27 protein-coding genes and 3 pseudogenes are annotated in these 25,391 nt (G+C 54.8%); 16 read left to right on the top strand and 14 right to left on the bottom strand.

Annotation, left to right across the window (positions count from 1 at the left end; translation table 11 throughout):
* Positions 1-15 precede the first annotated feature (15 nt).
* From secD to tnpA, 5 genes and pseudogenes are all read left to right on the top strand, one after another.
* A complete protein-coding gene (secD, locus tag ACLJPE_RS09015) occupies positions 16-1,863 on the top strand; it encodes a protein translocase subunit SecD (RefSeq protein WP_000934811.1) in 1,848 nt (615 codons plus the stop codon).
* Between the two features lie 10 nt (positions 1,864-1,873).
* Entirely contained in the window at positions 1,874-2,845 is a 972-nt protein-coding gene (secF, locus tag ACLJPE_RS09010) for a protein translocase subunit SecF (RefSeq protein WP_000046629.1), read from the top strand.
* A gap of 93 nt (positions 2,846-2,938) precedes the next feature.
* Complete coding sequence (gene yajD / locus ACLJPE_RS09005; protein WP_039514439.1) at positions 2,939-3,286, top strand: HNH nuclease YajD; 348 nt, start codon at positions 2,939-2,941, stop codon at positions 3,284-3,286.
* A gap of 421 nt (positions 3,287-3,707) precedes the next feature.
* Positions 3,708-3,815 carry a type I toxin-antitoxin system toxin Ldr family protein gene (locus tag ACLJPE_RS09000; protein WP_000176312.1) on the top strand — a complete coding sequence of 36 codons (108 nt, stop codon included), beginning with the start codon at positions 3,708-3,710 and terminating at the stop codon, positions 3,813-3,815.
* Between the two features lie 219 nt (positions 3,816-4,034).
* Positions 4,035-4,479: pseudogene (tnpA, locus tag ACLJPE_RS08995) on the top strand (IS200/IS605 family transposase).
* A gap of 115 nt (positions 4,480-4,594) precedes the next feature.
* On the opposite strand, the gene ACLJPE_RS08990 reads toward tnpA, so the two are convergent.
* Positions 4,595-5,458 carry a nucleoside-specific channel-forming protein Tsx gene (locus ACLJPE_RS08990; RefSeq protein WP_000752021.1) on the bottom strand — a complete coding sequence of 288 codons (864 nt, stop codon included), beginning with the start codon at positions 5,456-5,458 and terminating at the stop codon, positions 4,595-4,597.
* A gap of 299 nt (positions 5,459-5,757) precedes the next feature.
* Complete coding sequence (locus ACLJPE_RS08985; protein ID WP_000198486.1) at positions 5,758-6,297, bottom strand: DUF3251 domain-containing protein; 540 nt, start codon at positions 6,295-6,297, stop codon at positions 5,758-5,760.
* 151 nt (positions 6,298-6,448) lie between these two features.
* Here ACLJPE_RS08985 and nrdR point away from each other — a divergent pair, with 151 nt between their 5' ends.
* The 6 genes from nrdR to pgpA all read left to right on the top strand — a co-directional run bounded on the left by nrdR (position 6,449) and on the right by pgpA (position 10,553).
* Positions 6,449-6,898 carry a transcriptional regulator NrdR gene (gene nrdR, locus ACLJPE_RS08980; RefSeq protein WP_000543533.1) on the top strand — a complete coding sequence of 150 codons (450 nt, stop codon included), beginning with the start codon at positions 6,449-6,451 and terminating at the stop codon, positions 6,896-6,898.
* A 3-nt stretch (positions 6,899-6,901) separates the two neighbouring features.
* Positions 6,902-8,005 carry a bifunctional diaminohydroxyphosphoribosylaminopyrimidine deaminase/5-amino-6-(5-phosphoribosylamino)uracil reductase RibD gene (gene ribD, locus ACLJPE_RS08975; protein ID WP_023257850.1) on the top strand — a complete coding sequence of 368 codons (1,104 nt, stop codon included), beginning with the start codon at positions 6,902-6,904 and terminating at the stop codon, positions 8,003-8,005.
* A gap of 88 nt (positions 8,006-8,093) precedes the next feature.
* Entirely contained in the window at positions 8,094-8,564 is a 471-nt protein-coding gene (gene ribE / locus ACLJPE_RS08970) for a 6,7-dimethyl-8-ribityllumazine synthase (protein ID WP_001021372.1), read from the top strand.
* A 20-nt stretch (positions 8,565-8,584) separates the two neighbouring features.
* Positions 8,585-9,004, top strand: a complete 420-nt coding sequence (gene nusB / locus ACLJPE_RS08965; RefSeq protein ID WP_000801129.1) for a transcription antitermination factor NusB — start codon at positions 8,585-8,587, stop codon at positions 9,002-9,004.
* 78 nt (positions 9,005-9,082) lie between these two features.
* Entirely contained in the window at positions 9,083-10,060 is a 978-nt protein-coding gene (gene thiL, locus ACLJPE_RS08960; protein WP_000752146.1) for a thiamine-phosphate kinase, read from the top strand.
* Entirely contained in the window at positions 10,038-10,553 is a 516-nt protein-coding gene (gene pgpA, locus ACLJPE_RS08955) for a phosphatidylglycerophosphatase A (protein WP_023214240.1), read from the top strand. The genes thiL and pgpA overlap by 23 nt, the downstream gene beginning before the upstream one ends.
* Positions 10,554-10,560: 7 nt before the next feature.
* Here the strand turns inward: pgpA and ACLJPE_RS08950 are convergent.
* From ACLJPE_RS08950 to xseB, 5 genes and pseudogenes are all read right to left on the bottom strand, one after another.
* Positions 10,561-10,649, bottom strand: a pseudogene (locus ACLJPE_RS08950) (hypothetical protein); the annotation flags it as partial.
* A gap of 7 nt (positions 10,650-10,656) precedes the next feature.
* Positions 10,657-11,631, bottom strand: coding sequence for an aldo/keto reductase (locus ACLJPE_RS08945; RefSeq protein WP_001199873.1), 975 nt, complete (start codon positions 11,629-11,631; stop codon positions 10,657-10,659).
* A 56-nt stretch (positions 11,632-11,687) separates the two neighbouring features.
* On the bottom strand, positions 11,688-13,550 hold the full coding sequence (gene dxs, locus ACLJPE_RS08940) for a 1-deoxy-D-xylulose-5-phosphate synthase (RefSeq protein WP_000006777.1): 1,863 nt from the start codon (positions 13,548-13,550) through the stop codon (positions 11,688-11,690).
* Between the two features lie 23 nt (positions 13,551-13,573).
* Positions 13,574-14,473 (bottom strand): (2E,6E)-farnesyl diphosphate synthase, encoded by a 900-nt coding sequence (gene ispA / locus ACLJPE_RS08935; protein ID WP_000348074.1) that lies wholly within the window; start codon positions 14,471-14,473, stop codon positions 13,574-13,576.
* Positions 14,474-14,716 carry an exodeoxyribonuclease VII small subunit gene (gene xseB, locus ACLJPE_RS08930; protein ID WP_001124944.1) on the bottom strand — a complete coding sequence of 81 codons (243 nt, stop codon included), beginning with the start codon at positions 14,714-14,716 and terminating at the stop codon, positions 14,474-14,476.
* 209 nt (positions 14,717-14,925) lie between these two features.
* Here xseB and thiI point away from each other — a divergent pair, with 209 nt between their 5' ends.
* Positions 14,926-16,374 carry a tRNA uracil 4-sulfurtransferase ThiI gene (gene thiI / locus ACLJPE_RS08925; RefSeq protein ID WP_000668648.1) on the top strand — a complete coding sequence of 483 codons (1,449 nt, stop codon included), beginning with the start codon at positions 14,926-14,928 and terminating at the stop codon, positions 16,372-16,374.
* Positions 16,375-16,417: 43 nt separating this feature from the next.
* On the opposite strand, the gene phnV is transcribed toward thiI, so the two are convergent.
* The 5 genes from phnV to phnR form a co-directional block, all read right to left on the bottom strand.
* Positions 16,418-17,215, bottom strand: a complete 798-nt coding sequence (gene phnV, locus ACLJPE_RS08920) for a 2-aminoethylphosphonate ABC transport system, membrane component PhnV (protein WP_023257851.1) — start codon at positions 17,213-17,215, stop codon at positions 16,418-16,420.
* 2 nt (positions 17,216-17,217) lie between these two features.
* Positions 17,218-18,078, bottom strand: coding sequence for a 2-aminoethylphosphonate ABC transporter permease subunit (gene phnU / locus ACLJPE_RS08915; RefSeq protein WP_001602773.1), 861 nt, complete (start codon positions 18,076-18,078; stop codon positions 17,218-17,220).
* A 2-nt stretch (positions 18,079-18,080) separates the two neighbouring features.
* Positions 18,081-19,190 (bottom strand): 2-aminoethylphosphonate ABC transport system ATP-binding subunit PhnT, encoded by a 1,110-nt coding sequence (gene phnT / locus ACLJPE_RS08910; protein ID WP_023257852.1) that lies wholly within the window; start codon positions 19,188-19,190, stop codon positions 18,081-18,083.
* 5 nt (positions 19,191-19,195) lie between these two features.
* A complete protein-coding gene (phnS, locus tag ACLJPE_RS08905; RefSeq protein ID WP_000778000.1) occupies positions 19,196-20,209 on the bottom strand; it encodes a 2-aminoethylphosphonate ABC transporter substrate-binding protein in 1,014 nt (337 codons plus the stop codon).
* A 197-nt stretch (positions 20,210-20,406) separates the two neighbouring features.
* Positions 20,407-21,126, bottom strand: a complete 720-nt coding sequence (gene phnR / locus ACLJPE_RS08900; protein WP_000836273.1) for a phosphonate utilization transcriptional regulator PhnR — start codon at positions 21,124-21,126, stop codon at positions 20,407-20,409.
* Between the two features lie 139 nt (positions 21,127-21,265).
* Here phnR and phnW point away from each other — a divergent pair, with 139 nt between their 5' ends.
* From phnW to ACLJPE_RS08885, 3 genes and pseudogenes are all read left to right on the top strand, one after another.
* Positions 21,266-22,369: a 2-aminoethylphosphonate--pyruvate transaminase gene (phnW, locus tag ACLJPE_RS08895; RefSeq protein WP_001527479.1), complete on the top strand. Its 1,104-nt coding sequence runs from the start codon at positions 21,266-21,268 to the stop codon at positions 22,367-22,369.
* Positions 22,370-22,378: 9 nt separating this feature from the next.
* Positions 22,379-23,188: a phosphonoacetaldehyde hydrolase gene (gene phnX, locus ACLJPE_RS08890; RefSeq protein WP_001530701.1), complete on the top strand. Its 810-nt coding sequence runs from the start codon at positions 22,379-22,381 to the stop codon at positions 23,186-23,188.
* Positions 23,189-23,193: 5 nt separating this feature from the next.
* Positions 23,194-23,276: pseudogene (locus tag ACLJPE_RS08885) on the top strand (hypothetical protein); the annotation flags it as partial.
* An 8-nt stretch (positions 23,277-23,284) separates the two neighbouring features.
* Here the strand turns inward: ACLJPE_RS08885 and yajL are convergent.
* Together yajL and panE are read right to left on the bottom strand one after the other, a co-directional pair.
* On the bottom strand, positions 23,285-23,875 hold the full coding sequence (gene yajL, locus ACLJPE_RS08880) for a protein deglycase YajL (protein ID WP_001275807.1): 591 nt from the start codon (positions 23,873-23,875) through the stop codon (positions 23,285-23,287).
* Complete coding sequence (gene panE / locus ACLJPE_RS08875; protein WP_000705816.1) at positions 23,838-24,749, bottom strand: 2-dehydropantoate 2-reductase; 912 nt, start codon at positions 24,747-24,749, stop codon at positions 23,838-23,840. The genes yajL and panE overlap by 38 nt, the downstream gene beginning before the upstream one ends.
* 125 nt (positions 24,750-24,874) lie before the next feature.
* On the opposite strand from panE, the gene ACLJPE_RS08870 reads away from it, so the two are divergent.
* A complete protein-coding gene (locus ACLJPE_RS08870) occupies positions 24,875-25,366 on the top strand; it encodes a YajQ family cyclic di-GMP-binding protein (protein ID WP_001138913.1) in 492 nt (163 codons plus the stop codon).
* Positions 25,367-25,391: the final 25 nt, after the last annotated feature.

Raw genomic sequence — 25,391 nt, 5'->3', positions numbered from 1 at the left:
CCAAAGGGAACTGCCGTGTTAAACCGTTATCCTTTGTGGAAGTACATCATGCTGGTCGTCGTGATTATCGTCGGCCTGCTTTACGCACTTCCCAACCTGTATGGTGAGGATCCGGCTGTTCAAATCACTGGCGTGCGCGGCGTCGCCGCCAGTGAGCAAACGCTGATCCAGGTCCAGAAAACGTTACAAGAAGAAAAAATTCCCGCTAAGTCTGTGGCACTGGAAGAGGGCGCTATTCTTGCGCGCTTCGACACCACCGATACCCAGCTACGCGCCCGTGAAGCGCTGATGAGCGTGCTGGGGGATAAATATGTCGTGGCGCTTAACCTTGCGCCGGCTACGCCGCGCTGGTTGGCGGCTATTCACGCCGATCCGATGAAGCTCGGTCTTGATCTGCGCGGCGGCGTTCACTTCCTGATGGAAGTGGATATGGATACCGCGTTAGGTAAACTCCAGGAACAAAATATCGATAGCCTGCGCAGCGATCTGCGTGAAAAAGGCATTCCTTATACCACCGTTCGTAAAGAAAATAATTATGGGCTGAGCATCACGTTCCGTGACAGCAAAGCGCGTGATGAGGCGATCGCCTATCTGACGCCGCGTCATCGTGACCTGGTGATTTCCAGCCAGAGCGGCAATCAACTTCGCGCGGTAATGACCGATGCGCGCCTGAGCGAAGCGCGTGAATACGCCGTTCAGCAGAACATTAATATTCTGCGTAACCGTGTTAACCAACTGGGCGTCGCGGAGCCTGTCGTACAGCGTCAGGGCGCAGACCGTATTGTGGTTGAGCTGCCGGGTATCCAGGATACCGCTCGTGCGAAAGAAATTCTCGGCGCGACCGCGACGCTGGAATTCCGTCTGGTGAATACCAACGTTGACCAGGCCGCTGCTGCTGCCGGGCGCGTACCGGGTGATTCCGAAGTGAAACAGACCCGCGAAGGTCAGCCGGTGGTATTGTACAAACGCGTGATCCTCACCGGCGACCATATCACCGACTCGACGTCCAGCCAGGATGAATATAACCAACCGCAGGTTAACATCTCGCTGGATAGCGCAGGCGGCAATATCATGTCTAACTTCACTAAGGACAATATCGGCAAACCGATGGCGACCCTGTTTGTGGAGTATAAAGACAGCGGTAAGAAAGACGCTAACGGTCGCGCCGTACTGGTGAAACAGGAAGAGGTGATTAACATTGCCAACATCCAGTCTCGGCTGGGTAACAGCTTCCGTATTACCGGTATCAGCAACCCGAACGAAGCGCGTCAGCTCTCGTTGTTGCTGCGTGCGGGCGCCCTGATCGCGCCGATTCAGATCGTTGAAGAGCGCACCATTGGCCCGACTTTGGGTATGCAGAACATCAAGCAGGGCCTGGAAGCCTGTCTGGCCGGTCTGGTGGTCTCCATCCTGTTCATGATCTTCTTCTATAAGAAGTTTGGTCTGATTGCGACCAGCGCGTTAGTGGCTAACCTGGTGTTGATTGTCGGTATCATGTCGCTGTTGCCGGGGGCAACGCTCAGTATGCCGGGGATTGCGGGTATCGTGTTAACCCTTGCGGTGGCGGTCGACGCCAACGTTCTGATTAACGAACGTATCAAAGAAGAGTTGAGTAATGGCCGCACGGTACAGCAGGCGATAAACGAAGGCTATGCCGGCGCGTTCAGTTCCATCTTCGATGCGAACATCACGACGCTGATTAAAGTCATCATTCTGTATGCTGTCGGTACCGGGGCAATTAAAGGGTTCGCGATTACGACCGGTATCGGTGTGGCGACGTCGATGTTTACCGCGATTATCGGTACGCGTGCTATCGTAAACCTGCTATATGGCGGCAAGCGCGTCACTAAGCTGTCAATCTGAGGAGTGCGATGTGGCACAGGAATACACTGTTGAACAACTAAACCACGGCCGTAAAGTCTATGACTTTATGCGCTGGGACTTCTGGGCATTCGGCATCTCCGGGCTGTTGCTGATCGCGGCCATTGTCATTATGGGCGTACGCGGGTTTAACTGGGGGCTGGATTTCACCGGTGGCACGGTAATTGAAATCACGCTGGAAAAACCGGCTGAAATGGACGTGATGCGCGAAGCGCTGCAAAAAGCGGGCTATGAAGAGCCGCAGTTGCAGAACTTTGGCAGCAGTCACGACATTATGGTGCGTATGCCGCCAACCGAAGGTGAAACCGGTGGTCAGGTGCTGGGTAGCAAAGTGGTGACGATCATTAATGAAGCCACCAACCAGAACGCGGCCGTGAAGCGTATTGAATTCGTGGGGCCAAGCGTGGGCGCCGATCTGGCGCAAACCGGCGCTATGGCGCTGCTGGTGGCGTTGATCTCTATCCTCGTTTATGTCGGTTTCCGCTTTGAGTGGCGACTGGCGGCAGGGGTGGTCATCGCGCTGGCGCACGACGTGATCATTACGCTGGGGATATTGTCGCTTTTCCATATCGAGATTGACCTGACCATTGTGGCATCGTTGATGTCGGTGATCGGTTACTCGCTGAACGACAGTATCGTGGTCTCTGACCGTATTCGTGAAAACTTCCGCAAAATCCGTCGCGGGACGCCTTACGAAATCTTTAACGTGTCGCTGACCCAGACGCTACACCGCACGTTGATTACCTCCGGTACGACGTTAGTGGTAATTCTGATGCTGTACCTCTTCGGCGGTCCGGTACTGGAAGGCTTCTCGCTGACGATGCTGATCGGTGTCTCTATTGGTACGGCATCTTCTATCTATGTCGCATCGGCGCTGGCGCTGAAACTCGGTATGAAGCGCGAGCATATGCTGCAGCAGAAAGTCGAAAAAGAAGGGGCGGATCAGCCGTCCATTCTGCCGTAAGCTGGCGTTAACATGACTGAAAAAAGCCGCAACATCGCAGGGTGCTGCGGCTTTTTATTATCCAGAATAAACTCGATTGCATGAGGAACTATCATGGCTATCATCCCAAAAAACTACGCGCGCCTGGAAAGCGGCTATCGTGAAAAAGCGCTGAAGCTGTTTCCGTGGGGGTGCGGACGTTGTTCCCGTGAGTTTGTGTATTCAAATCTGCGTGAGCTGACGGTGCATCATATCGATCATGACCACACCAATAATCCGGAAGACGGCAGCAACTGGGAGCTATTGTGCCTCTACTGCCACGATCACGAGCATTCCAAATATACCGAAGCCGATCAGTATGGTTCGACGGTCATTGCCGGGGAAGATGCGCAAAAAGATGTCGGCGAGGCGACTTATAACCCGTTTGCCGATCTGAAAGCGATGATGAATAAAAAGAAATAAGCAGACTGCTGACAAAGCTGTTGGTGCTGTTGAATGTTAGGTTACGCTTCGCTCCACCCAACGGAATCCGCAATATAAATGAATTATTGGTTTTCGTAGGTCGGATGCAATCCGACATTTTTTCAGCCCCGGAGTTTGTCGCCAGCCCCAAACGTCCTGTAACGCATACATTGTCACTGGAATCCCGATCGCAAGGTTGGGATTTTTTTGTTTTTAATTCATGCCGATACTAGCGAGCAGAGTAGAATCAGCGGTAAGCCGGGGCAACCCGGTGAGGCGCAATGTTGCGGGGGCTTGATCCCCGGTGGCCTTGTCGCTGGAAAGAGAAAACCCCCGCACATTGTTCGGTACGGGGGCTAACTTGACCCTAGACAAGTTGAGGATAGCCGCGAACCGTTGCCATTGCAACAAAGGCGGCAATATGACGCTCACAGAGTTGAGCATTACTATCTGGCACGATCTGGCGGCACCAACGCTGGTCGGGATTGCGACAGGTCTGTTTTTAGGCTGGTGGCATCGCCGGAAGTAATGTGAAGTGGGCGCGACTCGCCGCCGGATGGCAGCATGCGCCCGAAACGGGCCAGAGGGCGACCTCTGGCCTTTTTGTCTATGGAAAACCCCCAGCTAGGCTGGGGGTTCCGGAAAGCTTTCAGCTTTAAGCCAGTTATTAAAACCCCTTTTGATTTGTTAAAACATCTTGCGGTCTGGCAACTGCAAAAGTTCAACAAGAAATCAAAAGGGGGTCCCAATGGGGGACGAAAAGAGCTTAGCGCACACCCGATGGAACTGTAAATATCACATAGTTTTCGCGCCCAAATACCGAAGACAAGCGTTCTATGGAGAGAAGCGTAGGGCAGTAGGCAGCATATTAAGAAAATTGTGTGAATGGAAAAACGTACGAATTTTGGAAGCAGAATGTTGTGCAGATCATATTCACATGCTTCTGGAGATCCCGCCGAAGATGAGTGTGTCGAGCTTCATGGGATATCTGAAGGATAAAAGTAGTCTGATGCTTTACGAGCAGTTTGGGGATCTAAAATTCAAATACAGGAACAGGGAGTTCTGGTGCAGAGGGTACTATGTCGATACGGTGGGTAAGAACACGGCGAAGATACAGGACTACATAAAGCACCAGCTTGAAGAGGATAAAATGGGTGAGCAATTCGGGCAGCCCGTTTACGGGCCGTAAGTAACGAAGTTTGATGCAAATGTCAGATCGTATGCGCCTGTTAGGGCGCGGCTGGTAAGAGAGCCTTACAGGCGCATCAGAAAAACCTCCGGCTATGCCGGAGGATATTTATTGCAGGTTTAGAAGTTGTAACCCACGACCAGGTAGCCGCCCCAGCCGGTAGATTTCGCGCTGAAATCGCCGTCGCCCCAGTTCAGTTTTGCGCCATTCTGCCACTGTCCGCCGTTATGGAAGTAACGTGCAACGACCGAGTAGTGCCAGTGATCGTAGTTCAGCGCCAGGATATGGCTGGAAGCGATGGAGTTGCTGGTACGGTTCGGATCGTCGCCTAAATCAGATCCCCAGTCAAAGTTGGTAAAGCCGATATAGCTCAGTTTACCGCCCCACAGATCGGTGATGGGGACGAAGTATTTTACTTTGAAACGGTAGCCGTCCCATTCGTTTTCATTGGACGCGCCGTAGTTTTGCCACTGATATTTCGCATACACGTTCAGCGACAGGCCCATCGGCAGGCCGGTGTCGATATCGGTCCCCAGACCCATATACCACGTGCTCTGGCGGCTGGCTTTGTTATCGCCCATATCGTAGATGTAGTTGTTGGCGAAATACCACTCTTTAAACGGGCCGAAGCTCAGGTCTGCGCCGGTCAGCTTATCAATCGAGAAACGCGGTTCGATTTCCATGAACAGCGGAGAACCGTCGGACCAGATACCTTTATCGTTGCCGTTACCCCAATCAAAGGTTTTGGGAATATCGATATAGCCGTAGAAATCAAACCAGTCTTTTTTGGCAAATGCTTCATATTCCAGATAGACGTCGTTGTTCAATTTCGGCGAGAAACGGGTATGGTAGCTGCCTACCACGTTTACGCTCTGGTGCCACCAGTCGGACAAATACTGCGGCTGATCATTTTCTGCTGCGTTAGCAGTAAAAGATGAGGTGAGCGCCAGCGCTGCGCTGACTGCGAGTAAAGTTTTTTTCATATGTATGCCACTGTTTGAAATCCCTTACGGGAGTGAAAAGAACGCAATTTGCGTTTCTAAATATTTCGTGTTTCTGCGGAGCCTATTATAAAAATCATTGCTCACAAAAATATGTCTTGTTTCACATATCTATCATTTACGTAATCGATTGCGTTCACGTTTGCGCATTTTAGGTGCGGCGACAGTACTGTCTTTCATGAATATTACCAATCTATGTCATAAATGACGAAAATGTCAGTAGGGCAACAAAAGTCGCGCGGGGGATGTTGCGGAACGCACAAAACGCTCCGCCAGAACGTTTATTGATTAACAGGCTGAATATCATGGATGCGAATGAAGCCTAACTGCGCCGGAGTGATCCCCTTCAACGGTAACGAAATATTGACATCACTGGGCGCCAGCAAGCTGGCAGGGGCATTTACCAGAAGGCTCTGTGCATTCACCTCCTGATAGTTCTCCGTAGTGCCCTGAATTTGCCCGTACTCTACGGTAGCGCTGAATGCCGGCAGCGGATCGCGGGACTCGCCCTGAATGCGTAACGTTGCGTGAGCGCCGTCTGCGACAGGCGTAATCTCCAGCAATGTCATACGTAGCGTACCGATCTGACTCTCCAGCCGGGCAGGCGTATTGGCGCCAGGCAACAAATAGACGCCGCGGGTTGACTCCGCATTCAGCTTATTTTGTTGGGTAATTTTTACCGTTTCCTGATTCAGTTGGGTCATCTCTTTATTCAGGGTGCTAATGCTTTGATGCATCTGGCGAACTTCGCTCTGCGGCGCGCAGGCGGTCAGGCTCAAGAGACTTCCCACCAGGAGAATTCTTAGGTAACGTCTTGTCATGTCGATCATTTCCTTCGTGGTCCGATAGCGTAATGGTAGTGCGCTATACGCACAAAGGCACCGATCCTTTATCTCAAAAGCGCTCCGCCTTTGTTGTCGCGCCAGTTCAGGGTAAAATAGCGTTTTCTAAATCATCTGGTCAGGACGCCGTATGCATTGCCCATTTTGTTTCGCCGTAGATACCAAAGTCATTGACTCTCGTCTTGTAGGCGAGGGCTCGTCCGTGCGCCGCCGTCGGCAGTGTCTGGTGTGTAATGAACGCTTTACGACCTTTGAAGTGGCTGAACTGGTCATGCCGCGCGTGATAAAAAGCAACGATGTGCGCGAACCCTTTAATGAGGATAAGCTGCGTAGCGGCATGTTGAGAGCGCTGGAAAAAAGACCCGTCAGCGCAGATGATGTTGAAATGGCATTGAACCATATTAAGTCACAATTACGTGCCACTGGGGAGCGTGAAGTTCCCAGCAAGATGATTGGCAACCTGGTCATGGAGCAGCTGAAAAAACTCGATAAAGTCGCGTATATTCGCTTTGCCTCCGTCTATCGCAGTTTCGAAGATATCAAAGACTTTGGCGAAGAAATCGCTCGCCTACAGGACTAAGCCATGCAGGATGAGTTTTACATGGCGCGAGCGCTCAAACTGGCGCAGCGTGGACGTTTCACCACTCACCCGAACCCTAATGTCGGCTGTGTCATTGTTAACAATGGCGACATCGTCGGCGAAGGTTATCACCATCGCGCCGGAGAGCCGCACGCCGAGGTCCATGCTCTGCGGATGGCGGGCGCAAAAGCCAAAGGCGCAACCGCCTATGTCACGCTTGAACCCTGTAGCCATCATGGGCGAACGCCGCCATGTTGCGATGCGCTGATTGCGGCCGGCGTCGCGCGCGTGGTCGCCGCGATGCAGGACCCAAATCCACAGGTCGCCGGGCGCGGGCTGTATCGCCTGCAACAGGCGGGTATTGCGGTCAGCCACGGGTTAATGATGAGTGAAGCGGAGGCGCTCAATAAAGGCTTCCTCAAGCGGATGCGTACCGGATTCCCTTATCTTCAGCTTAAACTGGGCGCCTCCGTGGATGGACGGACGGCGATGGCCAGCGGCGAAAGCCAGTGGATCACCTCGCCGCAGGCCCGGCGCGACGTTCAGCGCTTGCGTGCGCAAAGCCACGCTATCTTAACCAGTAGCGCGACGGTATTGGCTGACGATCCGGCCTTGACGGTGCGTTGGGCGGAGTTAGACGCCTCTACGCAGGCGTCTTACCCGCAGGAAAATCTGCGCCAGCCGGTGCGAATTGTTATCGACAGCCAAAACCGGGTAACGCCTGCGCATCGTATTGTGCAGCAGCCTGGCGAAACGTGGATCGCGCGTACCCAGGAAGATAGCCGCGCGTGGCCCGATTCGGTTCGTACTATCAGCGTGCCGGCGCACAACGGACATTTGGATCTGGTTGTGCTGATGATGCAGTTAGGCAGGCAGCAGATTAATAGCATATGGGTTGAAGCCGGACCGGGACTGGCGGGCGCGTTGCTGCAAGCCGGGCTGGTGGATGAACTGATTGTCTATGTCGCGCCTAAATTGTTGGGAACCCAGGCGCGGGGATTATGCGAATTGCCGGGGCTTGAGAAGCTCGCCGACGCGCCGCAATTTACCTTCAGCGAAATACGTCATGTCGGCCCGGATGTTTGCCTGCATATGGTGAGCGGATGAGTTCTCCCGTCGAAAGGGGAGCAGCGCTCAAATTATTATGATAAAATCCGCCCCCCTGCGGGGCCAAATGAACCCTGGAAGAGAGAATATGAACATTATTAAAGCTAACGTTGCAGCCCCTGACGCTCGTGTCGCCATCACTATTGCGCGTTTCAATCAGTTTATCAACGACAGCCTGCTGGATGGCGCGGTTGATGCCCTGACGCGTATTGGTCAGGTAAAAGATGATAATATTACCGTAGTGTGGGTGCCTGGCGCCTATGAACTGCCGCTGGCGACCGAAGCGCTGGCGAAAAGCGGTAAATATGACGCCGTGGTTGCGCTGGGAACCGTGATTCGCGGGGGGACTGCGCACTTTGAATATGTGGCAGGCGGCGCCAGTAATGGCCTGGCAAGCGTTGCCCAGGACAGCGGCGTGCCGGTAGCCTTTGGTGTTCTGACCACCGAGAGTATTGAACAAGCCATCGAACGTGCTGGTACAAAAGCCGGTAATAAAGGCGCAGAAGCTGCGCTGACCGCGCTTGAAATGATTAATGTATTGAAAGCCATTAAGGCCTGATTTTTTGTAAGGGGAATTCCGTGAAACCTGCTGCTCGTCGCCGCGCCCGTGAGTGTGCCGTCCAGGCGCTTTACTCCTGGCAGTTGTCCCAGAACGACATCGCTGATGTTGAATACCAGTTCCTGGCGGAACAGGACGTAAAAGACGTCGACGTTCTCTATTTCCGTGAACTGCTATCCGGGGTGGCGACTAACAGCGCGTACCTGGATGGTTTAATGAAACCGTATCTGTCCCGCCTGCTTGAAGAGCTGGGACAGGTTGAAAAAGCCGTGCTGCGTATTGCGTTGTTTGAGCTGTCAAAACGCAGCGATGTGCCTTATAAAGTGGCCATCAACGAAGCGATTGAACTGGCGAAAACCTTTGGTGCTGAAGACAGCCACAAATTCGTCAACGGCGTACTGGATAAAGCAGCTCCGGTGATTCGTCCCAACAAAAAGTGATTCACAGGCCGGAAAGATAGCGGGCGATCGATACCCGCCGTCTCCGGCCTTTTCTTTTTTTCTGCTGAGGCATAACGTATGGCATGTGGCGAGTTTTCCCTGATTGCCCGTTATTTTGACCGTGTAAGAAGCTCTCGTCTTGATGTTGAAACCGGTATTGGCGACGATTGCGCGCTCCTGAATATTCCTGAAAAGCAGACCCTGGCGATCAGTACCGATACGCTGGTGGCGGGCAACCACTTCCTCCCCAATATCGATCCTGCCGATCTGGCTTATAAAGCGTTGGCGGTGAATTTAAGCGATCTGGCCGCGATGGGGGCCGACCCGGCCTGGTTAACGCTGGCGTTAACGTTGCCGGAAGTGGATGAGCCGTGGCTGGAGGCTTTTAGCGACAGTCTGTTTGCGCTATTGAATTACTACGATATGCAGCTCATTGGCGGCGACACCACGCGTGGACCGCTGTCGATGACGCTGGGTATCCACGGTTATATCCCGGCAGGGCGCGCGCTCAAGCGATCTGGCGCGAAGCCGGGCGACTGGATTTATATCACCGGTACGCCGGGCGACAGCGCTGCCGGGCTGGCGGTTTTGCAAAACCGGCTACAGGTGTCGGAGGAGACAGACGCTCACTATTTAATTCAACGGCATTTACGCCCGACGCCGCGTATTTTACACGGCCAGGCGCTGCGTGATATCGCCAGCGCGGCTATCGATCTTTCCGATGGTTTGATTTCCGATCTGGGGCATATCGTCAAGGCCAGCGGCTGTGGGGCAAGAGTAGATGTTGATGCGCTGCCAAAATCCGATGCGATGATGCGCCATGTTGATGACGGGCAGGCGCTGCGTTGGGCGCTTTCCGGCGGCGAAGACTATGAGCTGTGCTTTACGGTGCCGGAACTGAATCGTGGCGCGCTGGATGTCGCCATTGGTCAACTGGGTGTTCCCTTTACCTGCATAGGTCAAATGAGCGCAGATATTGAAGGGCTGAATTTTGTACGTGACGGAATGCCTGTCACCTTTGACTGGAAAGGATATGACCATTTTGCCACGCCATAAAGATGTTGCGAAAAGCCGCCTGAATTTGCGCAATCCGTGGCACCTGCTCGCTACCGGCTTTGGCAGCGGGCTGAGCCCCGTGGTGCCGGGCACGATGGGCTCGCTGGCGGCGATCCCCTTCTGGTATCTGATGACGTTTCTGCCGTGGCAGCTTTATTCGCTGGTCGTGATGTTTGGGATCTGCATTGGCGTTTATCTTTGCCATCAGACGGCGAAAGATATGGGCGTACACGACCACGGCAGTATTGTCTGGGATGAATTTATCGGTATGTGGATAACGCTGATGGCGTTGCCGACGACGGCCTGGCAGTGGGTGGCTGCCGGGTTCATTATTTTCCGCATTCTGGATATGTGGAAACCCTGGCCGATTCGTTGGTTTGATCGCAACGTGCACGGCGGCATGGGGATTATGATCGATGATATCGTCGCCGGGGTGATATCCGCCGGCATACTGTATTTTATCGGTCATCACTGGCCGCTCGGTATTATTTAAAGGGGTTGCCGGATGGCGGCGTAAACGCCTTATCCGGCCTCTCCCCGAACAATATGTCGATTTCGCAGGCCCGATAAGCGCCGCGCCATCGGGCAATGGCAGATTATTTAAATCCCACCACCGGATGTTGTTTGTACGGTGTTTCGAGTTCGGCAATCTGCTCCGGTTTGAGCGTTAAATCAACGGCATTCAGCAACTCATCTAACTGCTCTTCACGCGAAGCGCCGATAATCGGCGCGGCGACGCCTCGTTTGCTGAGCAGCCAGGCCAGCGCGACCTGCGCTCGCGTTGCGCCAAGCGCCTCGCTGACGCCAGCCAGCCGTTCCGCTATTTGCGCATCATTTTTATCGCTTTCATCGTATAAATTTTTACCCACGTCATCCGAGACCAGGCGGGCCGTGGTTTCTCCCCAGGGGCGAGTTAAGCGTCCGCGCGCCAGCGGACTCCACGGAATCACGGCAACGCCTTCCTGCCAGCACAGCGGTAGCATCTCACGCTCTTCCTCGCGGTAGATCAGGTTATAGTGATCCTGCATGGTGACAAACGGCGCCCAGCCGTGTTGTTTTTGTAGCGCCAGCGCCTGGGCAAATTGTGAGGCGTGCATTGAGGAAGCGCCGATATAGCGGGCTTTACCCGCCTTCACCACGTCGTTTAGCGCTTCCAGAGTTTCTTCTATCGGCGTGGTGTAATCCCAGCGGTGGATTTGCAGGATATCGACATACTCCATTCCCAGACGGGTGAGGCTATCGTCAATAGAGCGCAGGATTTGCGCGCGGGACAATCCTTCCGGCAGATCGCCGACGCGATGGAAGACTTTCGTCGCTACCACCACCTCGTCGCGCCGGGCGAAATCACGCAGCGCGCGGCCGACAATCTCTTCGCTGCTGCCGTCGGAGTAGCTGTTGGCGGTATCAAAAAAGTTAATGCCGCCCTCAAGGGCGCGCTTGATGATGGGACGGCTGCTCTCTTCGGGAAGCGTCCAGGCGTGATTGCCGCGACTCGGCTCGCCGAATGTCATGCAGCCCAGACAAAGGCGGGACACCCGAAGATCTGTATTTCCTAACGTGTTGTATTGCATGACTCCGCTCCTGTTATACCCGTCACTCTTCAAGCATAGCAGGAGCAAAGAGGGGATTATGCCAGCCAGGCCTTGATTTTGGCTTCAATGCCTGCGGCGTCAAGCCCCAGTTCCGCGCGGGCTTCTTCCTGCGTTCCTTGCGGGATAAAGAAATCCGGAAGACCGATATTCAGCACAGGTACAGGTTTACGATGGGCCATTAGCACTTCGTTTACGCCGCTGCCAGCGCCGCCCATAATGGCGTTTTCTTCCAGCGTCACCAGCGCGTCATGCTGCGCGGCCATCTCCAGAATTAACGTGTCGTCCAGCGGCTTAACAAAGCGCATGTCGACCAGCGTGGCGTTCAGCGCTTCGGCGACTTTCGCCGCCTCAGGCATTAAGGTGCCAAAGTTCAGAATCGCCAGTTTTTCGCCATGACGCTTCACAAGGCCTTTACCAATAGGCAGTTTTTCCAGCGGGGTTAGCGCCACGCCCTGCGCATTACCGCGTGGATAACGTACTGCCGTCGGGCCGTCGTTATAGTGATACCCGGTAAATAACATCTGGCGACATTCGTTTTCGTCGCTTGGCGTCATGATCACCATATCCGGGATGCAGCGCAGATAGGAGAGATCGAACGCGCCCTGGTGTGTTTGTCCATCCGCGCCAACGATACCGGCGCGATCGATGGCGAACATGACCGGCAGTTTCTGGATAGCGACGTCATGGATGACCTGATCGTAGGCGCGTTGCAGGAAAGTAGAGTAGATCGCCACGACGGGCTTATAGCCGCCAATCGCCAGGCCTGCGGCGAAGGTGACGGCATGCTGCTCGGCGATGGCGACGTCAAAATAGCGATCCGGGAATTTACGTGAAAATTCCACCATGCCGGAACCTTCGCGCATTGCCGGGGTGATCGCCATCAGCTTGCTGTCTTTGGCGGCGGTTTCACACAGCCAGTCACCGAAGATTTTTGAATAACCTGGCAGACCGCCGCTGCTTTTCGGCAAACATCCGCTGGAAGGATCAAATTTAGGCACCGCATGGAAAGTGATCGGATCTTTTTCCGCGGGCTCATAGCCGCGGCCTTTCTTGGTCATGATATGCAGGAACTGCGGGCCTTTCAGGTCGCGCATGTTCTTCAATGTGCTGATAAGCCCCATGACATCGTGACCATCGACCGGCCCGATGTAGTTAAAGCCCAGCTCTTCGAACAGGGTTCCCGGCACAACCATGCCTTTAATATGTTCTTCGGTACGCTTGAGCAGTTCTTTAATTGGCGGTACGCCGGAGAAGACCTTTTTTCCGCCTTCGCGCAGAGAAGAGTAAAGCTTACCGGAAAGTAGCTGCGCCAGATGGTTGTTGAGCGCGCCGACGTTTTCCGAAATCGACATCTCATTGTCGTTCAGAATGACCAGCATGTCGGGCCGGATATCGCCTGCGTGATTCATTGCTTCAAACGCCATACCGGCGGTGATGGCGCCGTCGCCAATCACACAGACGGTGCGGCGATCTTTGCCTTCTTTCTCCGCCGCTACGGCAATACCGATACCGGCGCTGATGGAGGTGGAGGAATGCCCAACGCTCAGCACATCGTATTCGCTTTCTCCGCGCCACGGGAACGGGTGCAGACCGCCTTTCTGGCGAATGGTGCCGATTTTGTCGCGACGACCGGTAAGGATTTTATGTGGATAAGCCTGGTGCCCAACATCCCAGATTAGCTGGTCAAACGGGGTGTTGTAGACATAATGCAGCGCCACGGTAAGTTCTACCGTGCCCAGCCCGGAAGCGAAGTGCCCGCTGGAACGGCTTACGCTGTCGAGTAAGTAGCGGCGTAGCTCGTCGCAGAGTTTCGGCAGACTCTCTTTCGGTAACAGTCGTAACTCCTGGGTGGAGTCGACCAATGCCAGGGTAGGGTATTTGGCTATATCAAAACTCATCGCAAGCTCATTGGATATGGGGTTTATTTATCACGCTGGATTATGTAGTTCGCTAGCGCTTCCAGTGCCGAGGTGTCCAGTGATTGCGCGGCCAGCTGATGTAACGACTGACGGGCGTCCTCTATCAGGTCCCGGGCTTTATTCCGGGCTTGCTCAAGACCCAGAAGTGCAGGGTAGGTACTTTTGCCAAGCTGCTGGTCTGCGCCCTGACGTTTACCTAACGTTGCAGTATCGCCCACCACATCCAGAATGTCATCCTGAACCTGGAAGGCAAGGCCGATACTCTCTGCATAGCGGTCAAGTATCGGCAGAGTATTCCGTCCTTTATCGCCCGCGCTCAACGCGCCAAGTCTAACGGCGGCGCGAATGAGCGCGCCGGTCTTATGGCGATGAATGCGTTCCAGCGCGTCCAGAGTGATCCGCTGGCCTTCTGCCGCCAGATCCAATGCCTGACCGCCGCACATACCGGCGATGCCGCTGGCGTTCGCCAGTTCGGCGATCATCGCGATACGATCGCGATCGGCGACTTCCGGCATCGGCGCGTCGCTGATAATGGCAAACGCCAGCGTTTGCAACGCGTCTCCCGCCAGGATTGCGTTGGCTTCGCCAAATTTAATATGGCAAGTCGGCAGGCCGCGACGCAAATCGTCATCGTCCATTGCTGGCAGGTCGTCATGGATCAGCGAATAGGCATGAATGCATTCGACCGCCGCAGCTGGCGCATCCAGCGTTGCCGTACTGACGCCAAACATTTGACCGGTGGCGTAAACCAGAAATGGCCGCAGGCGTTTACCGCCTAATAATGCGCCATACTGCATGGCTTCGACCACGGGAGTGTTCTGAAAGGGCAGTGGCGCGATAAAACGGCTCAGCGCCTGATTCGCTTGCGTTACGCAAGCCTGTAGCTGCTGCGTAAAGTCCATTTACTCATTATCCGCGATAAAAGGCTCAGGTGAAGCCTCTTCATTATCAGACAGCAAAATTTGCACGCGCTGTTCCGCCTGCTGCAGTTTTGCCTGCCCCTGACGCGCCAGTTGTACGCCGCGCTCGAATTCATTCAGCGCGTCTTCCAGCGGCAAATCGCCGCTTTCCAGGCGGGTAACAATATGTTCCAGCTCGCTCAGCGCAGTTTCAAAGCTGGCGGGCGCCTCATTTTTCTTCGGCATGATGACTGTTTGACTCTCTGTAATGGCAGCACAAGTCTATGGTAACGGACTCACACTGATAAGCAAATAACGCGCAATGGTAAGGGGAAATGCGCAAGATGTCCGTGATAGTGATATACTTCCGCGCCTGGATGCAGCCGTAGGTATGGGCTGCTGTACTATTTCTCCACGACAAGCCTTAGATAGCTTGCTAAAGAACCATTGCCGCCATGAAGTTTATCATTAAATTGTTCCCGGAAATCACTATCAAAAGCCAATCTGTGCGTTTGCGCTTTATAAAAATTTTAACCGGGAACATCCGTAACGTTTTAAAGCACTACGATGAGACCCTCGCGGTTGTCCGTCACTGGGATAACATTGAAGTTCGCGCCAAAGATGAAAACCAGCGTCTGGCGATTCGCGACGCGCTGACCCGCATTCCGGGGATTCACCATATTCTTGAAGTCGAAGATGTGCCGTTCACCGATATGCACGACATTTTCGAGAAAGCGTTGGCGCAGTATCGCGAGCAGCTTGAAGGCAAAACCTTCTGCGTGCGCGTAAAACGTCGCGGTAAGCATGAGTTTAGCTCCATTGAGGTGGAGCGCTATGTCGGCGGCGGATTAAATCAGCATATTGAATCGGCGCGCGTGAAGCTCACTAACCCGGATGTGACGGTGCATCTGGAAGTGGAAGATGATCGCCTGCTGTTGATCAAAGGGCGTTATGAAGGTATTGGCGGTTTCCCGATTGGCACCCAGGAAGATGTGCTGTCGCTGATCTCCGGCGGTTTTGACTCCGGCGTCTCCAGCTATATGCTGATGCGTCGCGGCTGCCGCGTACACTACTGCTTCTTTAACCTCGGCGGCGCGGCGCATGAAATCGGCGTTCGCCAGGTGGCGCATTACCTGTGGAACCGCTTTGGCAGCTCCCATCGCGTGCGTTTTGTAGCGATTAACTTCGAACCGGTGGTCGGCGAGATTCTGGAGAAAGTTGACGACGGCCAGATGGGCGTGGTGCTCAAACGTATGATGGTACGCGCGGCGTCGAAAGTGGCGGAACGTTACGGCGTACAGGCGCTGGTGACCGGCGAAGCGCTGGGCCAGGTGTCCAGCCAGACGCTAACCAACTTGCGCTTGATCGATAACGTGTCTGACACGCTGATCCTGCGCCCGCTGATCTCTTACGATAAAGAGCACATTATCAACCTGGCGCGCCAGATTGGTACGGAAGATTTTGCCCGTACGATGCCGGAATACTGTGGCGTGATTTCAAAAAGTCCGACGGTGAAAGCCATTAAAGCGAAAATTGAAGCCGAAGAAGAAAATTTCGACTTCAGTATTCTCGATAAGGTGGTAGAAGAAGCGAACAACGTCGATATTCGTGAAATCGCCCAGCAAACCCAGCAGGAGGTGGTGGAAGTAGAAACCGTGAGCGGTTTTGGCGCCAACGATGTGATTCTGGATATCCGTTCTGTCGATGAGCAGGATGACAAGCCGCTGAAAGTGGAAGGCGTCGACGTCGTTTCGCTGCCTTTCTACAAGCTGAGCACTAAATTTGGCGACCTCGATCAGAGCAAAACCTGGCTGCTATGGTGCGAACGCGGCGTAATGAGTCGCCTGCAGGCGCTCTATCTGCGCGAGCAGGGGTTTGCCAATGTGAAGGTGTATCGCCCGTAATTCCTTTGCCGGGTGGCGGCTATGTCCTACCCGGCCTACCGTTTTATTTCTGCCCCAACCGTTTTGCAATGCGCTCCAGCTTTATCATCAGCAGCAGCGTAATGGCCACCAGCACAATGGTCAGCGCCGCGCCGTCGGCGATATTTCCACGGTCGGTCAGGCTAAAGATAGCCACCGGTAGCGTCGTCCAGCCCGGCGGATAAATCATCATTGTCGCGCCCAACTCCCCCATGGAGAGCGATAAACTCAGCGCCAGCGCTGACATCATCCACGGCATCAATAACGGCAACGTCACGTGACGCAGACGATACCAGGGCGATGCCCCCAGACTCGACGCGACATTTTCAATATCGGCGGAAATTCGCGCCAGTCCGGTCGACACGTTACTGAAGGTAAAGGCGGAAATCAGCACAAAGTGCGCTGTCAGCACAATCCATAGGGTGCCGTTCATTTGCAATGGCCCCTGGCTGAAAGCAACCAGAATGCCCAGGCCCACGGACACTGACGGAATGGCACTCGGCAGATAGAACACCATACTTAACCATTTCTGCGTTTTCACCCCATATTGACGCAGCGCCAGCGCCGCCCAAACGCCGCAAAGCAGCGCAAACAGGCTGGCGCAAAAGCCAATCGTGAGGCTGGCAAGTAGGGCGTCCCATGCCGCACCGTGCAGAGCGTTAACAAAGTGGTTCAGCGTGAAGCTACTCGGCAGAATACCGTTCCACTGCTGGCTAAGGCTGGACATCAGAATCACTGCCAGCGGCAGGAAAAAGAACACGATAAACAGTACGCTAGCCACAACGCCCGCCGCTGCGCGTCCTTTAGGTGACCAAATTAGCATGGCTAGCTCCTTACGCCGGTACGCGATGCCGCCAGGCGATAGAGGGAGAACAGCCCCAGCGACAAGACAATGTTAATCAACGCAATCATGCAGGCGACCGTATAGTCGGACTCCAGAATCGCTTTGCTGTAAACCATCATCGGCAGGGTGTTAACTCCCTTCGCGCCAATAAACAGTACGATGCCAAACTCGTTAGTGGTCAACAGCAGGCACAGGCTGCCACCAGCCATCAGCGCCGGTAGCGCCGCCGGGAAAATCACCTGCCCAATCACCCGTAATGGGTGCGCCCCCAGAATGCTGGCTGCCTCTAGCTGGCTTTTATCAATTTGCCGCAGCGCGGCCATCAGTGGCCGCATCACCAGCGGAGTGAACACCGTGATCTCCGCCAGAATGACGCCCTGCATCGAGTAGAGAAAATCCACCGGCGGTAGCTCAAAGGCAAACAGGCTCATCAGCGTACCGTTGAGCAGACCCGCTGACCCATAAATAAAGGTGAACGCCAGCGTAATCAGGAAGGTCGGCAGCGCAATAAAAGTATCGACGACCCGACCAATCCACTCGCTGCCGGGGAAAGGAATAAACACCAGAATCAGCGACATCACGCTGCCCAGCAGCAGGCAACCGGCGGTGGCGAAAAAGGCGATTTGCAACGTGTTCAGCAACGCGCCGACAAAGCGTTTCGAGTCGACCACCTGGCGGAAGGTCTCGAGCCCGATCTCGCCATTGGCACCGCGTAGCGCCTGTTCAACGATGAGCGACAGAGGCCAGAAAAACAGCGTCGCCAGCACCAGCAACGGGAGCAGCAGCCACAGCAGCGGGCGTAGGTTAAGCGCCGGTTTTTCCAGTGGTAAAATGAGTGACATGGTTATACCTCAATCAGGACCGCATCATCCGGTTCGAACCACAGCGCCAGCTTGTCGCCCACGCGCGGCAGTGGATTGACATGCGTCAACACCATCCGCACCGTTTCGCCAGCAACGTCACACAACAGATGGGTTAAATCGCCCTGCCAGTGCACCGATTGCAGTGTGGCGTTGAAGCGGTTGCTGTAGGCCGAACGCGGCGTCAGGCTGAGGTGCTGAGGACGAATGCACAGCAGTTTGTTGTAACCGTGGTGGCTGCCCCGGCTGAACGCGCGAATCACCGCACCGCCGCAGCTGACGTCCACCAGCCCAGGAACCTCCGTTATCCCCAGCGCGATGGCGGAGAGAATATTGGCGCGGCCTAAGAATTCGGCGGCAAAACGATTGGGCGGATGCTGATATAGCGCGCGGGTTTCGCCGTGAGCAATCAGCGAGCCATCCTTCATAATGCCGATTTTATCGGCCAGGGTGAGCGCTTCCGTTTGATCGTGGGTGACGTAGAGAATAGTGAGTTCCGGCAGCTCATGGTGAAGACGGGCGATTTCTTCCACCATATTATGACGAATCTGTGCGTCCAGCGCTGACAGTGGTTCATCCAGCAACAGCACGCGTGGGCGCACGGCAATCGCGCGGGCGATGGCCACGCGTTGCTGCTGGCCGCCGGAAAGTTGATGCGGATAACGGGTGGCGTAATCACTCATGCCAACCGTTTTCAGCGCCTGCGTTACACGCTCATTAATTAGCGCCTTTGGCTGCTTCTGCGCACGCAGGCCAAAAGCGACGTTGTCTTCCACTTTCAGATGCGGGAACAAGGCGTAGTTCTGCACCACCATCGCCAACCCGCGTTTATAGGGGGGCAGATGGGTGACGTCCGTATCGCCAATCAGAATACGGCCGCCTGCAGGTTGCACAAAGCCCGCAACCGCACGCAGCACCGTCGTTTTTCCAGATCCTGATGGGCCAATCAGCGCCAGCACTTCGCCTGGTTCAATCGTCAAAGAGAGCGGTTTAAGCACCACGTTGCCGTGATACGCAACGCGCAGCGAGTCGAGGACTATCCCCGATGTCCCCTGCGATGCAGGGGCGTGAACGGCGGTCGTTTTCATCAGCATCAGGCTTACTCGCTTTCGGTCACTTTGTGCCAACGGCTAATATCTGCCGACAGCGAAACGGCTACGTCATCCCAATTGGGCTGCCAGCTCTGCACGCCTTCTAACGCGGCAGTGGCGGCCTTGTAATGTTCGTCGCTAGGCGTCACGTCGCTGCGTACCGGCATTCCCCAGGAGAGTTCGCTGACGCGAGTCTGCGCTTCTTTACTCAGCAGGAAGTTAATCAGCTTTTTACCGTTTTCACTCTGCGGCGCCCCCTGGACCAGGCCAATGACATAAGGGATGGCCAGCGCGCTGCGCTCGCCTTTGTCGTTGGCCGGCCAGAAGATTTTCACGTTCGGGTTACGTTCCATCTGCGCGAGGTTCATTTGCAGGTCGCCGTTAGCGACGTAGATTTCACCTTTATTAACCAGCGCGGTTAGCTTGCCGGTAGAGGCAGATGGCCCGACGTTATTGGCCTGCAGCTTGCCGAGATACGCAAAACCGGCATCTTTACTGCCGAAGCTGTGGAAAGCCTGCAGCATGACCGCCGTGCCATCAGCGGCCTGACCTGGCGTGGAATACTGGAGTTTATTTTTGAATTTACCGTCAAGCAGATCCTGCCAGCTCGCCGGGGCAGTTTTCAGCAGCTTGCTGTTGTAAATAAAGCTCAGATAATTCTTTACCAGCGGCGAATAAAGGTTGTTGGCATCGGGGATAGCCGATGCGGCGTCGGTGTTAAAGTTCGCCAGCAGCTTTTCGGCGGCGGCGCGCTGAATGAATGGCGGCGCGGTTACCAGCACGTCGGCTTGCGGATTCGTACGCTCTTTTGCCAGACGTTCCACTACCACGCCACCACCGCCTTCAACATAGCGTACGGTAATGCCGGTCGCTTTAGTGAATGCGTCAAACTGCACCTGGTACCAGCTGTTATCGCCATCGTGCAGCCCGTCGATGGAGTACACTGTGACCACTGATTCCGCCCATGACGGGGCGCTGGCGAGAGCGAAGGCAGACAGCAGAGCAAGTCGGGAAAGTTTCATCGTAATAGCCTCATAGCGTACGTTGCATTTTCTGGCCTATACCAGGTTTGCTTTTTACGCTAAACGGCTTATGTGACAAAACGATGAAAAAGAAATAAATCAGTCCACGCTGGATGATGCTGCGCTTATCCGGATAGCCGTGAGACGATACGATTGACAGGCCGGATAAGGCTCGCAGCCAACATCCGGCGCATCCGCTAGTGGGTATCTACCTCAATGCGCAGGCTGTCGTGACGCCAGTATTCGATATCCAGATCCAGCACTCGCCCGTGTTGATCGTAGTTCAGACGGCGCAGCAACAGCGCCGGGCGCCCTTCCATAACTCCCAGCGCCTGTGCGGCCTGCGCAGGCATGGCGGTGGGGTAGAATGACAGATGCATGCTGGTATAGACGAGGTTGTAGTGCGACTCGTATACCTCGGTCAGGCTGCCGTTGAGATCGTACTGCAGCAGCTCAGGCACGCGGGCGGGCAAACAATGGTTTTCGCAGTAGCACACGGCGCGGCCATCGGCGTAACGCAGACGGGTCAGCAGATAAATTTGATCAAACGGCTGGAGCTGGAGGGACTCCATGACCTCGACAGGCACTGTGGTTAACACGCCGCTCAGTAGCGCGGTTTTTGGCTCCCGCCCCTGCTCGCGGCAAAGCTTATGGAAGTTGGTGTTCTGGGTCGGATCCAGCCACAGGCGTTCCGGCGTAACGAACCAACCGCGACGATCGGCGCGCCAGATAAGCCCACTGGACTCCAGCTGCGCCAGGCTTTCGCGAATAGTAATGCGCGTGGTGTTGAAGATCGCGCACAGTTCGCGTTCAGACGGCAGTTTATCACCGCTTTTCAACGCACCGCTCTGAATACGCGCCTGAAGCTGCGCCTTGATCAACAGGTACTGCGGGATATCGCCCGGGATAGATTTCATGCTTACTCGCTTCCGTTTTACCTGCCGCCATTATACAAGCAGAGATGAATTTTTTGTTGCAGCGCGATTTTCTCTTTGACCCGTCGCGGCAAAGATCGTCATGATAAATGCAATCTGGTATAGACCAAAGGTAAATAACATGACTTCGCGTAACTATCTGCTGCTGACTCCTGGCCCGCTCACCACCTCTCGCACCGTGAAAGAAGCGATGTTGTTCGATAGCTGTACCTGGGATGATGATTACAATATCGGCGTGGTAGAACAGATCCGCCAGCAGTTGACCGCACTGGCAACGGCCTCCGAAGGCTACACCTCCGTACTGCTGCAAGGCAGCGGCAGCTATGCTGTGGAAGCCGTACTGGGCAGCGCATTGGGGCCGCAGGATAAGGTGCTGATCGTCAGCAACGGTGCATACGGCGCACGAATGGTCGAGATGGCCGGCCTTATGGGTATCGCCCATCACGCTTACGACTGCGGCGAAGTTGTGCGCCCGGACGTACAGGCGATCGACGCGATCCTCAACGCCGACCCGACGATCAGCCATATCGCCATGGTGCATAGCGAAACGACCACCGGGATGCTCAACCCCATTGATGAGGTGGGCGCTCTGGCGCATCGCTATGGCAAAACCTACATCGTTGACGCCATGAGCAGCTTCGGCGGCATCCCCATGGATATTGCAGCATTACACATCGATTATCTGATCAGCTCCGCCAATAAATGCATTCAGGGCGTGCCGGGTTTTGCCTTCGTGATTGCCCGCGAGCAAAAACTGGCCGCGTGCAAAGGGCGTTCCCGCTCGCTGTCGTTAGATCTCTACGCCCAGTGGCGCTGCATGGAGGATAACCACGGCAAATGGCGTTTTACTTCGCCCACTCATACCGTCCTGGCGTTTGCCCAGGCGTTGAAAGAGCTGGCGGAAGAAGGTGGCGTGGCGGCACGTCATCAACGCTATCAGCAAAATCAGCGCAGCCTGGTGGCCGGAATGCGGGCGCTGGGCTTTAACACGCTGTTGGATGACGAACTTCATTCGCCCATTATCACCGCCTTTTATTCACCGGAAGACCCGCAGTATCGCTTTAGCGAATTTTATCGCCGCCTCAAAGAGCAGGGCTTTGTTATCTATCCAGGCAAAGTGTCGCAAAGCGACTGCTTTCGCATCGGCAACATTGGTGAAGTATATGCCGCCGATATCACTGCCCTGCTGACCGCCATTCGTACCGCCATGTACTGGACGAAATAAGGAACCATGATGAACCGTATTCACGCTGTTATTCTCGACTGGGCGGGCACCACCGTCGATTTTGGCTCCTTCGCGCCGACGCAAATTTTCGTCGAGGCGTTCCGTCAGGCATTTGATGTGGAGATCACCCTCGCCGAAGCACGCGTGCCAATGGGGCTGGGTAAATGGCAACACATTGAAGCGCTGGGAAAATTACCTGCTGTTGACGCGCGCTGGCAGGCAAAGTTTGGCCGCTCCATGAGTGCAGCAGATATTGATGCCATCTATGCCGCCTTCATGCCGTTACAGATTGCTAAAGTTGTCGATTTTTCTTCTCCTATTGCCGGAGTTATCGACACGATCGCGGCGCTACGAGCCGAGGGTATCAAGATAGGCTCCTGCTCCGGTTACCCACGAGCGGTGATGGAGCGCCTGGTCCCCGCCGCCGCTGAGCATGGTTATCGTCCGGATCATTGGGTGGCAACGGACGACCTGGCCGCGGGTGGTCGCCCGGGGCCGTGGATGGCGCTGCAAAACGTGATTGCGCTGGGCATTGATGCGGTCGCGCACTGTGTGAAGGTAGATGATGCCGCGCCGGGCATTAGCGAGGGGCTTAACGCGGGTATGTGGACGGTGGGGCTGGCGGTATCGGGTAACGAATTCGGCGCAACATGGGACGCCTATCAAACAATGTCGAAAGAGGACGTTGCGGTCCGCCGCGAGCACGCGGCCAGCAAGCTGTACGCCGCCGGGGCGCATTACGTGGTGGATTCACTGGCGGATTTACCTGGGGTGATTGCGCATATTAATGCGCGTCTGGCGCAGGGCGAACGCCCGTAAAATAACTGCCGGATGGCGCTGCCGCTTATTCGGCCTACAGACTGTACCGTTTTGTAGGCCGGATAAGGTGTTTACGCCGCCATCCGGCAATCATTCTTATTCGTAGTAGTTATAAATCCCCGCCGCCATCACCAGTTGCGAAGCCACTTCATGCGCTTTTTCACGACCAGCCAACAGGTCGATGATTTTCAAGCCAAAATCGATAGCGGTACCCGGTCCCTGGCTGGTTAATAATTTTACCCGCGCATCCCACACCACACGCTTATCCTGCCACTGTTCAGCGGGGATCTTATCTTTCAGCGCCGGAAAACCGGTCATATTGCCGATAGGGAAGATATCGTGCGGCACGAGCACTGTGGCGGCTGCGGCGCAAATGGCTGCGACAATGCGCCCGGAGCGGTGAAACTGTTTTACGGTTTCGACCAGCAGCGGGCTGTCGCGAAAGCACTCGGCGCCTTTAATTCCGCCGGGCAACACGATGATGTCATAATCGCCGTCGGCAACTTCAACCAGCGGCGCATCCGCCAGCAGCTTTACACCGCGCGAGCAGACAATCGTCAGGTTGCCATCGCTGGCGACGCTGGCGGTAGTGACGTGGATTCCGCCGCGAACCAGCAGATCGATAGTGGTGACCGCTTCGGTCTCTTCACTACCAGGGGCGAGGCATACCAGTGCCTGAGCGCTCATACTCACTCTCCTTTCGCTTTACCATTTCAAACAGGCGGCTATTTTCCGGAACGGCGAGACCGTGCACGCGGGCGCGCTTGAGTAAATAACCGGTGATGTAGTCAATTTCGGTATGGCGCATGGCGCGCACGTCCTGCAACATGGATGAGATGTTTTCTGCCGTACTGTCAATCACTTGCTCAACATAATAGCGTAAATCGTCTGCCGATGTGTGGTAGCCTTCACGTTCAATCACGGCGGCGACCTCTTCGCAAATCGCGTTGATTTCATCAGTATGATGGCGCAGCTCGCCGTTCGGGCAGTTCCAAAGCGCGGTGAGCGGGTTGATAACACAGTTGACCGCCAGTTTGCGCCACATCTCTGCGCGGATATTGTTATGCCAGGCGACATCGGGCAGTACCCCCTGCAGGATATCGGCGAGATAACTGTAATCGCCGTCTTGCTCGCGTGCCGGGCCAATATGCGTAGTACCGTTAGCGACATGAATAATGATATTACCGTCGCGGCGCGCAGCATGGGTGATAGTCCCCATCAACATCGGCTGTTGGATATTTTGCAGTTCTTCTATGGTTCCCATTCCATTATGAATGAGCAGGATAGGCGATGTCACCGGTAGGGTTGACGCCAGGGTTCGTACTGCGTCGGAAACCTGCCACGCTTTCAGCGTGACTAATAACAGTTCGCTCTTCGCCAAAAAATCCGGATCGTTTGCCGTCAGTGATTCGTTGAAAAAGGAACCATCGGTATCGATCAGATTTACGCTGCAATAAGGTTGTGGCACCCGTAGCCAGCCCTGTACGTCATGTCCGTGTTTGCACAGTGCCGAAAGCCAAAGTTGTCCTAAGGCTCCGCATCCCAGTACAGTAATTTTCATTGTTCCTCCTCACCTGCAACAGCGCCAGGTGTTATGGCGCTAATTATAGCGTCATCAGCTAAGCTTCTCGTTAAGCCTCGTTGCAGGTATTATGCAACGCAACGAAAATGAAGGGAGAAGAAAAGATGCCATCTTTCGATATTGTTTCTGAAGTTGATCTGCAGGAAGCGCGTAACGGCGTGGATAACGCGGTTCGCGAGGTTGAGTCTCGTTTTGACTTTCGTGGCGTAGAGGCGACTATTGAACTGAACGATGCCAATAAAACCATCAAGGTGCTGAGCGAGTCCGATTTCCAGGTCAATCAGTTGCTCGATATTCTGCGCGCCAAGCTGCTTAAACGCGGTATTGAAGGCGCTTCGCTGGATGTACCGGACGAGTTCGTGCATAGCGGTAAAACCTGGTATGTGGAAGCGAAGCTGAAGCAGGGCATTGAAAGCGCCGTGCAGAAGAAAATCGTCAAGCTGATTAAAGACAGCAAACTGAAGGTGCAGGCGCAAATTCAGGGGGAAGAGATTCGCGTGACGGGCAAATCACGTGACGATCTGCAATCGGTAATGGCGCTGGTTCGCGGCGGCGATTTGGGCCAGCCGTTCCAGTTCAAAAACTTCCGCGATTAAGTTGTTATGCCGGATAGAGCTTCGT

Source organism: Salmonella sp. SAL04196 (assembly GCF_046550835.1).
GTDB classification, from domain to species: domain Bacteria; phylum Pseudomonadota; class Gammaproteobacteria; order Enterobacterales; family Enterobacteriaceae; genus Salmonella; species Salmonella enterica.
Note: the sequence above shows the minus strand (reverse complement) of the source record. Positions and strands in the feature narration are given on the sequence as shown.